Origin of the sequence: Protofrankia sp. Cr1, assembly GCF_963555865.1 — a bacterium.
GTDB lineage: Bacteria > Actinomycetota > Actinomycetes > Frankiales > Frankiaceae > Protofrankia.
The window spans coordinates 2425-12738 of the sequence record NZ_CAUVXO010000124.1; the positions used below are offsets into that span (position 1 = coordinate 2425).

At 69.4% G+C, this 10314-nt stretch carries 6 protein-coding genes and 2 pseudogenes; 7 read left to right on the forward strand and 1 reads right to left on the reverse strand.

Translation table 11 applies throughout. The annotated features are described in order from the left end of the window. A partial coding sequence (locus U9980_RS12345) for a CaiB/BaiF CoA transferase family protein (RefSeq protein ID WP_322768035.1) occupies positions 1-1161 on the reverse strand: 1161 nt, incomplete at its 3' end. A 227-nt stretch (positions 1162-1388) separates the two neighbouring features. Between U9980_RS12345 and U9980_RS12350 the strand changes: the two genes are divergently transcribed. The 7 genes and pseudogenes from U9980_RS12350 to U9980_RS12375 all read left to right on the forward strand — a co-directional run. Next, positions 1389-3014, forward strand: coding sequence for an aldehyde dehydrogenase (locus U9980_RS12350; protein WP_322768036.1), 1626 nt, complete (start codon positions 1389-1391; stop codon positions 3012-3014). 14 nt (positions 3015-3028) lie between these two features. Beyond that, the gene (locus tag U9980_RS12355) at positions 3029-4120 is read left to right on the forward strand and encodes an NAD(P)-dependent alcohol dehydrogenase (RefSeq protein ID WP_322754886.1); all 1092 of its coding nucleotides are present in this window, start codon (positions 3029-3031) and stop codon (positions 4118-4120) included. Between the two features lie 189 nt (positions 4121-4309). After that, positions 4310-5545, forward strand: coding sequence for an ABC transporter substrate-binding protein (locus U9980_RS12360; protein ID WP_322768037.1), 1236 nt, complete (start codon positions 4310-4312; stop codon positions 5543-5545). A gap of 77 nt (positions 5546-5622) precedes the next feature. Beyond that, positions 5623-6318 (forward strand): ABC transporter ATP-binding protein, encoded by a 696-nt coding sequence (locus U9980_RS12365; RefSeq protein ID WP_322768038.1) that lies wholly within the window; start codon positions 5623-5625, stop codon positions 6316-6318. Further along, entirely contained in the window at positions 6315-9047 is a 2733-nt protein-coding gene (locus tag U9980_RS12370) for a branched-chain amino acid ABC transporter permease/ATP-binding protein (protein ID WP_322768039.1), read from the forward strand. The genes U9980_RS12365 and U9980_RS12370 overlap by 4 nt, the downstream gene beginning before the upstream one ends. A gap of 421 nt (positions 9048-9468) precedes the next feature. After that, positions 9469-9669, forward strand: a pseudogene (locus U9980_RS28530) (lactococcin 972 family bacteriocin); the annotation flags it as partial. A 319-nt stretch (positions 9670-9988) separates the two neighbouring features. After that, positions 9989-10314, forward strand: a pseudogene (locus U9980_RS12375) (hypothetical protein); the annotation flags it as partial.

The window sequence follows — 10314 nt, forward strand, 5'->3', positions numbered from 1 at the left end:
GGTGGGACGGTCGGCGACTGCGAGCGCGGCGAGCACGATGTCGTCGCCCGCACCGGGCGCCGGGGCGGGGCACCGGATGCCGGCCCGGATGCCGTCCAGTTCGACCAGTCCGTTCGGCATCCGGCCATGCACTCCGGGTGCGATCTCCACCGTCACGAACGCGTCGCGGGTGCTGAAATGCTCACTGGTGAGGACCTCGGCCGCGTCCAGTAGGGCGGCGATGGGCACCCCCCGACGCTGACCCTCGGCGACGAGCTCGTCGCGGGTCGCCTCGGCGAACAACTGCCCGATGAGCCGGTAGAGGCGGGGCGCAGCCGCGAACCGCGCGCCCAAGCCGTCGAAGGCCGGCCCGGCGAACTCGGCCGGCTCGCCCAGCCAGTCGAACATGGCCCGCCATTGCCGCTTGGCGAGCAGGCAGATGCGCACGTATCCGTCGGCGCACCGAAAGATCGGGTAGAGGTGACGAGCGTCGGGTCGACCCCGCGGCAGGCTCGCCGCAGGTACTCCCCGGGACGCCGTGCCGCCGATCCCGAAGCCCGGGTCGAGGACCTGCACGATCGTCCCGTAGACGGAACAGTCGACGTGATCACCAAAGCCGGTGTCCAGTCGGCTGCTGTACGCGAGCAGCGCCGCCCACGCCGCTTGGATGGCGGCCGAGGAATACACCAACCCCTCCGGCGGCAGGAGGGGCGCCAAGCCGGGTATGCCGGACCGGGACAACACGCCAGCCATGGCCAGATGTACCCAGTCCGTCGCCACCCAGTCGCGGTACGGCCCGGTCTGCCCGAACTCGGTGATCGACACGACCACCAGGGCGGGCAGCACGGCACGCAGCCGATCCAGACCAAGACCCAACTCCGTGAACGTACCCGGACACGTGCTCTCGATGAAGATGTCCGCGGTGCCGAGCAGGGCCAGGAGCGCGTCCCGGCCGGACATCGAGGTCAGGTCGAGCGTGACGCCGCGCTTGTTCGCGTTGTTCGCCACGAAGTGGAGGCTGACGCCGTCGTGCAGCGGCGCCTGGCGTCGGGAGGGGGCACCACCCGGCGGCTCGACACGGATCACGTCCGCACCCAGGTCGGCGAGGTAGCGACCGCAGAACTCGCCGATCCCGTCCGCCATGTCGACGACGCGGACGCCCGCAAGCGGACCGCTGGCCACTTTCCGTCCTCCTTCTGCCCACGGACGTCGAGGAGTGGCGCAACATTGCCTGGGCGCAGTCCGGAATATGGCACGGACCCGGGCTGGCGTACATGTCGAAGTCGGCCAACAACGCGTGCCGACCTCGGCAACGTCACCGGTGGGGCCTGGGGTAGACGCGACACATTGCCGGCGCCCACATTGCCGGCGCGCACATGTGCCCATTGCGGCATCAGGCATGTTCAACTGTGCCCGGTCCGTGCCATGCTGGCGCGCAACATCGTTACCCGCCGAGGCGTTTCGCGCTGGCCGGGTGGTTCACGGCGGAATTCGCAGACTCGCCGGCAACGAGGCGCGCGACTGAGGAAGTCCGCCGATTCCGGGTCCGCCACCTCAGGTGGTCACATTCTTGCGGGGAGGCCTGGTATGAGCCGTCACTTCGGCTGCTTTACATCGACGGACAGTGGACGACACCCCTGTCGGAGACGACTACCCCGATCATCGAGGCCGCCACCGGGCAGCGGCTTGGTGACCTGCCTGAGGCGGGCGCCAAGGAGGTGGACCTGGCGGTGGCCGCCGCCAGGGCGGCCCAGCCGGCATGGGAGGCGACTCCGGCCGTCGAGCGGGCCGACCTGCTCGAGCGGCTTGCCGGGGCGATCGAACGGCGCTCGAAGCAGATCAGTGAGATCGTCTCCCGGCAGAACGGCATGCCGCTGGCGTTGTCCACCTCCGCCAACGTCCACGCCGTGGCTGGCACACTGCGGTACTACGCGGCGCTGGCGCGCGGTGGCTTCGCCGACCAGGAGCGCCCGGCGCTGGCCTATCCCGGCACGGTGCGCCTGCAGCGGCGCCCGGTCGGGACCGTCGCGGTGATCGTGCCGTGGAACTACCCCCTCGGGCTTACCGCGATGAAGCTCGGGCCGGCGCTGGCCGCCGGCTGCACCGTGGTGCTCAAGCCCGCCCCGGAGACGTCGCTGGATGCCGCCTACCTCATGGAGGCAACCGAGGACGCGGGCCTGCCCGCGGGCGTCGTCAACCTGATCACCGGCGGCCGGCAGACCGGAGACCTGCTGGTCAGGCATGCCGGCATCGACAAGGTCTCCTTCACCGGCTCGACCGCCGCCGGTCGGATCATCGGGGGCATCTGCGGGACGGCGCTCAAACCGGTCACCCTCGAACTGGGCGGGAAGTCCGCGGCCGTCGTACTGGACGACGCAGACCTGCCCACAGTGATGAAGGGTCTGGGCTTCCTGTCCTTCGCCAACGCCGGACAGTCCTGCTTCCTCAACTCCCGGGTCCTGGCTCCCCGCAACCTGTACGACGCGGTGGTCGACGGCCTGGCGGGCCTCGCCCGCTCCTTCGTGCTCGGCAACCCGCTCGACACCACCACGACGATGGGACCGCTGGTCAGCTCGCGCCAACGTGACCGGGTCGAGGGATACATCGCGACCGGGCGGAGCGAAGGCGCCCGGCTGGTGGCCGGCGGCGGCCGTCCCCCCGCGCAGGAGCGCGGCTGGTTCGTCGAGCCGACCGTGTTCGCCGACGTCGACAACGCCATGACCGTCGCCCGGGAAGAAATCTTCGGACCGGTCGTCTGCGTGATCCCGTATGACACGGTCGCCGACGCCGTCGACATCGCCAACGACTCGGACTACGGACTGGCCGGCAGCGTGTGGAGCGCCGACCCGGACCGGGCTCTCGGCGTCGCCCGACAGATTCAGACCGGAAGCATCGGGCTGAACATGTGGACGCTGGATCCGGGATCACCCTTCGGGGGCTGGAAGGCCAGCGGCGTCGGGAAAGAGTACGGGCCGGAGGGTCTGGACGCCTACCTCGACGTAAAATCGATCTTCGTGCCAGCCCGGCCGGCGTGACCGGGGAGACGACCGTGCAGATCACGGCCGCGCTCTCCCGCGAACCGGACAGCCCGTTTCGCATCGAGACCCTCGACCTCGCCGCACCCGGCGAGGGCGAGGTGCTGATCCGCACGCTGGCGAGCGGGATATGCCACACGGATCTGGCCGTCAAGGCCGCGTGGCCGATCGAGTACGGCCCGATCGTGCTGGGTCACGAAGGCGCCGGCGTCGTCGCGGAGGTGGGTGCCGGCGTCCCCGGCATCCGCCCCGGCGACACGGTCCTGCTCAGCTACCGGCGCTGCGGCCGGTGCCGGCGCTGCCGTGCCGGTCGGCCCGCCTACTGCGAGCAGTTCGCTCTCCTCAACACCTCCGGCGGGCGGGCGGACGGCTCGACACCGCTGTCGCTCGACGGCTCGCCGGTACGGGGCTGCTTCTTCGGCCAGTCCAGCTTCGCGAGCCACTGCCTGACCACGGTCGACAACATCGTCGTAGTGGAGCCGGGTGTGGACCTGACCGTTCTGGCGCCGCTCGGATGTGGTGTCCAGACGGGCGTCGGCAGCGTGCTGAACGTCCTCAAGCCGGACGAGACCTCGTCCTTCGCGGTCTTCGGGGCGGGCAGTGTGGGCCTGGCCGGCCTGCTCGGCGCACGGGCGAGCGGAGTGCGCACGATCATCGCCGTCGATCCGGTGGCCGGGCGGCGGGCACTGGCGGCCAAGCTGGGCGCGACCGTGACGATCGACCCGGGTGTGGACGATCCGGTCGAGGCGATCAGGGACCACACCGCCGGTGGCGTCACGCACGCCCTGGACACCACGGGGGTCCCCACGGTCCTCGCGCAGGCCATGAAGGCAGTCGGTTCGGGGGGCACGCTGGTCGCGGTGGGTCTGGGCCGGCCGGACGTGTCAGTCGACATCATCGACATCATCAGCGGCGGCAAGACGCTACGGGGTTGCATCGAGGGTGATGCCGACCCCCGCGAGTTCCTGCCCCAGCTCGTGGCGCTGCACGCCGAGGGCCGGCTACCGCTCGAAGAGCTCATCACCAGCTATCCGTTCGCCGACATCAACCGGGCGGTAGCCGATTCGGTCGCCGGCGTCACCGTCAAGCCGGTGCTCGTCTTCTAGCCTCATGGCCCCACCCCGGCGCCGCGGACGATCTGTCCGATTTTCCGGACGCTCGACGTGAGAACGCGATTTCTGCTGCTGCCGAGCATGACCGAGGTCACACCGGACGCAATACGGTCAGCGCGTTCGCTCGGCGGCGCTGCCATCCGGCCGGCGCATCCAGCTTCGAGCGGCGGAAGGAGAATCACGGTGCGCGTGAGGATCGGGACCATCCGTGGCGCCACGTTAGTCATGGCTGTCGCCCTCGCGGCGGCGGCCTGCGGCAGTTCGACGTCGTCAACGACCGACTCCACCCGCACGACCTCGGCGGGCACGGGAGCCTCGGCAGGCAGCACCGCGACCGGGACGCCGATCACCATCCTCACCATCACCCCGTCGGGAACGTCCGGCGCGAACTTCCCGGACATCCCCACCGTGCTCGAAGCCTTCGCCAAAGTGACGAACGCCGCGGGCGGCATTGCCGGCCACCCGCTGAGGGTGGAATCCTGCAACGACAAGAACGACCCCAACACCGCCGGCACCTGCGCCCGCCAGGCCGTGACCGACAAGGCCGTCGCCGTGCTCGGCTCGTTCAGTCAGTTCGCCGATTCGATCCTGCCGATTCTCGACGCGGCGAAGATTCCCTACCTGGCGGCCAATGCGATTTCGGGCAGCGAATACTCGAGCACGGATTCCTACCCGCTCGTCCCCGGGCCGATCGGTTTCGCCGCGCTCGGCACGAAGGCCGGCCAGCGGTGCGCCACGACTGACGTCGTCACCTACGACCTGCCGGCGGCGGCCGGTCTCGCGCCGTTCGTCGCGGCGGGCCTCGGAGCGTCGAAGAAGACGGTCAGCAAGACCGTCAAGGTGCCCGTCACGACGACGGACTTCAGCAGCACGGTCAGCAACGCGAAAGACGCCGACTGCATCATCAGCATCCTGCCCGAGCAGGCCCTGAACCAGTACCTCGCCAAGGCGACGAGCCTCGGCGTCAAGCAAACGATCTTCGCCCCCGCCGGCGGCGTCGGCTCGGAGTCGTTCACCAAGTTCAAGACCCAGCTCGAGGGCTCGTACACCGTGTCCAGCTTCCCCCTCGCGACCGACCCCGTCTGGGCCGCCATGAAGCGCGAACTCGCGGCGGAGGGCAAATCCGACGTCGACCTCACCGTCCCCGAAAACCTCAACGCGTGGGTGTCGGGCGTGGTGTTCGCCAAGGTCGCGGCCGGTCTCACCACCGTCGACGCGGCCTCCTTCAAGGAGGCCCTGGACAAGACCTCGAACCTGGACACCGGCGGGTTCACCCCGCCGCTGGACTTCACCAAGCCGTTCCCGGTGCCCGCGCTCGCGCGGCTGTTCGACACCTCGCTGATCGGCGTCGACATCAAGAACGGCGCCCTCGTGCAGGACGGCACGTTCGTCGACTACAAGTCAGCCCTGACGGGCTGACCCACCGCGTGGCCGCGGGTGCGGGAGTGAGTCTCAGGCGCTTGCGCACCCGCGGCCAGCCGTCGTGAAGGAGCCCTATGTCATCGCCGGCAGTCCTGGTCAGCGGACTCACCGTCGGATTCCATGGTGTTCCGGTCGTCCGTGACCTCGACCTGGAGGTCCACCCCGGCGAGGTCGTCGCCCTCCTCGGCCGCAACGGCGCCGGCAAGACCACCACGTTGCTCACGATCGCGGGTGACCTCACCCCGCAGGGCGGGACGGTGTCGGTCGCGGGTGACGCCCGTCGCCGTCGCCTGCACCAGCGGGCCCGGCGTGGCCTCGGCCTGCTGACCGAGGAGCGGTGTGTGTTCATGGATCTCACCGGACACGAGAACCTGAAGCTCGGGCAGGGCGATCCGAAACGGGCACTCGCGTTCTTCCCCGAGCTCGAACCGCACCTGTCCAAGCGGGCCGGGCTCCTCTCCGGCGGCCAGCAGCAGATGCTGGCACTCGCCCGGATCCTCGCCGGGCGCCCCCGCGTCCTGCTCGCGGACGAGCTCAGCCTCGGTCTCGCCCCCCTGGTGGTCGAGCGGCTCCTGGCCGCGATACGCAATGCCGCGCAGGACGGTGCCGCGGTGCTGCTCGTGGAGCAGCACGTCCAGTTGGCGCTGGAAGCAGCCGATCGCGCCTACGTGCTCGCGGACGGGCGGATAGCCCTCACCGACACCGCCGCGACCCTGCTGACCCGCGCCGACGACATCGCCAGCGCCTACCTGGGAGCGGAAGCCGTATGACCGTCTTCGCGCAGTTCGGGTTCCTGGGCCTGGGCGGTGGAGCGCTCATCGCCCTGCTCAGCATCGGTCTCGTCCTCGTCTACCGCGGCAGCGGTACGATCAACTTCGCCCAGGGCTCGTTCGCCCTGCTGGGCGCCTACGTCGTGCACGAGCTGCGGGAGAACCAGGGCATGCCCGCGCTCCCCGCCGTGGCAATCGCCGCGATCCTGCTCGCAGCCGTCGGGGTGCTGGTCCAGGTCCTGCTCATGCGACCGCTGCGCGCCCGCAGCCCCCTCGTCCGAGTGATCGCCACTCTCGGTGTGCTGAGCATCATCCAGCAGTCCGTGACCATCCGTTACACCGGGCAGCAGCTCAGCGTGGCCCAAACCCTCCCAGAAGAGCCCGTCCACCTCGGCTCCGTGATCGTCGGACAGCAGTCCTTCTGGCTGGCCGGCATCGCCGTCGCAGTCACCGCCGTCCTCACCGTCCTCAGCTCGCGGACGAGGCTGGGGCTCGCCGTCTCCGCCGCGGCCGCCAACCAGCGCGCCGCGGCGGCGCTTGGGTTCTCCCCGGACGCGCTGGCCTGCGGCACGTGGGCGCTGGGGGGCGCCCTCGCCGGGCTGGCAGGCGCCTTCTTCCCCTCGCTCACCGGCGACTACCTCTCCGCCAACTCGCTGGCGTTCACGATCATCGCGGCGCTGGCGGCGGCGCTGCTCGGCGGATTCCGCTCCTACCCGTTGGTGCTCGTCGGCGGGCTGCTGATCGGCGTCATCCAGAGCGAGTGCACGCACTACGTGCAGACGACCGGCGTTCCCGACTCCGTCCCCTTCCTCGTCATCGTGCTGGTGCTCGTCGTCCGCGGCCAGGGGCTTCCCGTCCGCGGGAGCACCGCTGACCGCCTGCCCGCGGTGGGCGCTGCGGTCCGCTCTCCCCTGTACGCGCTCGGGCTCGCCGCCGTCCTGGCCGTACTCGCGGCCACTGTCCTGCCGACCGACTGGAACGTGGCGCTGGTCAGCTCGATGTCCGCCGCCATGATCGCGCTGAGCGTCGTCGTCGTGACCGGGTACGCGGGGCAGCTGTCCCTCGCCCAGTTCGCGCTGGGCGGGGTGGGTGCCTTCGCCGCCGGGCGGCTGGTGTCCAACCACGGCTGGCCCTTCGAGGCGGCCGTGCCGCTGGGCGTCGCGACGGCGGTCGCGGTCGGCTTCGTCTTCGGCCTGCCCGCACTGCGCACCCGCGGCGTGAACCTCGCCGTCGTCACCCTCGGGCTCGGCTTCGCCTCCTGGTCGCTGCTGTTCAACAGCACCGACTTCACCGGGCGCAACCGCGGAACGCCCATCGCACCCCAGACCCTGCTCGGCATCCCGATCGACCCGGTGCTCCACCCCGGCAACTACGCGGCGTTGTGCGTGGTCTCGTTCGCGGTGGTCGCGGTGGCCGTGGCCAACCTCCGCCGCGGACGCAGCGGCCGGCGGCTGCTCGTGGTGCGCGCCAACGAACGGGCGGCGGCATCGCTGGGCATCTCGGTCATCCAGTCGAAGCTCTACGCGTTCAGCCTCGGCGCCGCGATAGCGGGGTTCGGTGGCATCCTCTACGCGTTCAGCTTCTCCGCCATCCAGTACACGACGCTGTTCGACCCCTTCACCTCGATCACGATCCTGACCCTCGCCGTCATCGGTGGTATCGGCTACGTCTCGGGGCCGCTCTACGGCTCGACGATCGCCGCCGCGGGCGTCGGAGCTCTCGTGCTCTCGAAGGCGTTCGGCAGCGTCGAGGAGTACCTCCCGCTCGTCGGCGGCGTCCTGCTGCTCCTGCTGCTCCTGAGCGCGCCGGACGGGCTGGCGGGACGCAACATCGCCGTCGCCCGCCAGCTCCGGGACCGCGTCGTGACGTCGAGCAGGACGTCGAGCAGGACGTCGAGCAGGACGTCGATACCGCTGGGCGACCCGGGGGACGCAGGCACCGTCCCGGCCAGAGCACTGGAGATCCGCAACGTCACGGTTCGCTTCGGTGGGGTCGTCGCGCTCGACAACGTCGACCTCACGGTCCCACCAGCCACCGTGATCGGGATCCTCGGACCGAACGGCGCCGGCAAGACGACACTGATCGACGCGGTGACGGGCTATGCCCAGCTGGCCGCAGGATCGGTCTCCCTGGGCGGCCGCGACATCGGCACGCTCAGCCCGCACCTGCGCGCCCGGGAAGGACTGTGCCGCTCCTTCCAGTCCCTTGAGCTCTTCGACGACATGACCGTCCGGGAGAACCTGCTCGCGGCAGCTGACTCGCACGACCGGCTGGCCTGGTTGCTCGACCTCGTCCGCCCCGGCGACGACCAGCTGCCGGCGGGGGTGGCGCGGGCTGTCCGGGACATGGGACTGGAAGACGTGCTCGACGTCAAGGCCGAGAGCCTGTCCTATGGTCAGCGCCGCTCGGTCGCGATCGCCCGCTCGCTGGCGACCGAACCGTCGGTGCTGCTCCTCGACGAACCGGCCGCCGGGCTCGACGAGGACGAGTCGCGCGCCCTCGGTGAGCTGCTGCGCCGGCTCGCCGACGAGCGCGGAATCGGCGTGCTGCTCATCGAGCACGACGTCGCCATGGTCATGCGCACCGCCGACCGGGTGCTCGTGCTCGAGTTCGGTCGTGAGATCGCCGAGGGAACCCCGAGCGAGATCAGGTCCGATCCCGTGGTGGCCGCGGCCTATCTTGGTACCCGGGCCTCCCACGAGACCACCTCGGCGGTCTCCCGCAACTGAGAGCGCCCGGCAATAGGGGACGCGGCGTCGCGGGGTCGGGGCACGCACCTCGCCGCGTTGTCGTCGGTCGACACCCAACACCTCCGGTGCCTCTCTCCTCCGCCTCGCGATCTACGCACAACGGCAAGTAGCGCGTCGGCATTGTCCGGAGGACCGTGGACATGGAAGAACACCGCCACGTTGTAACCCCTACCCCCGGCTGACTCACCGAGCCAGCCGGAGGCATCGCTGTCCCTGCCCGGATCGTCCGCCATCCCCGTCACCTGCGGCGATGACTACCGCGATGACGGTACGGATGACAAGCGGCAGCCGCCGCCCGCGACCGGGTCGCCGCACGGGCCACCGCGGCAACAGCGGCGACTCCTAATCCCCCCCGCCCGCGCGCCAGGAACCCCGGTCGCCACGTGGCGACGGCGGGACATGGAATTACGGCACCTATCTTGGTAACGACGGATATAAGCACTGCTACTCTCAGTACGTCCATCCATCGAAGTACCATTCGGCAACGGCAATTATAGCCAACTCCAACAGCAAGAACTATGCGAGTGCCGGTGCATGGGCGAATGCTGATGCGAGTGCCGGTTTCGCATACACGTGCTACGCCTACTGGAACACGTACTAGGGGCGCTGAGAGCTTTTACGATCTTCCTGCTGTTGCGGTCCCAGCCGCGCCTGCGGGGATGTAAGTCGGTCAGCTCTCCCCCCCCCCCACCGGCTCCTTCGCCGGTAGGCGCAGTCGCCGTCCTGGCACCGGAACCGCCGTGCCAGAAGGTTGATCATTGCCCTACCATCCGGTGAGAACCCCCGCATCGGTCAGGGACGGGGGGGCAGCGTGGCCTCACGTTCACGCTAATATCCGCTACCGGGGTTCTCCATCCTGATAACCGAAAAGGAATCTATCAAATACCGTGATACCTTTGCGTCCGCGCCTTCTGGCGCCCATGATAGCCGCGCTGACTGCTGGTGCGATGCTCGGGATTCTTGTCACCCTTCTGGTCGCGGTCGACGGATCGGTAGGCCATGCGGTATACCTCGTCTTGGCGGCTGGATGGGCCTGGACGGCTTTGGCTTTCTGTATCGGCCTTGCGCGAAATCGCAGGATGGAGTCCGTCATCCTGACCTCCGCATCCCTGCTCGCGGCCGTAATTGCTTACTACCTGACAAATCTTTGGCATGGCGACTTTCTGGCCGCGGACGTGAATGACCCTTCCGGGCGAACACGGATTACTTCTTGGTACGAATTCTGGTCAATGACGGTGTTTTGGTG

Coding starts and splice junctions, on each gene's coding strand:
- U9980_RS12365 (WP_322768038.1), top strand. CDS start 5,623: ATGTCATCGCCGGCAGTCCTGGTCAGCGGACTCACCGTCGGATTCCAT.
- U9980_RS12370 (WP_322768039.1), top strand. CDS start 6,315: ATGACCGTCTTCGCGCAGTTCGGGTTCCTGGGCCTGGGCGGTGGAGCG.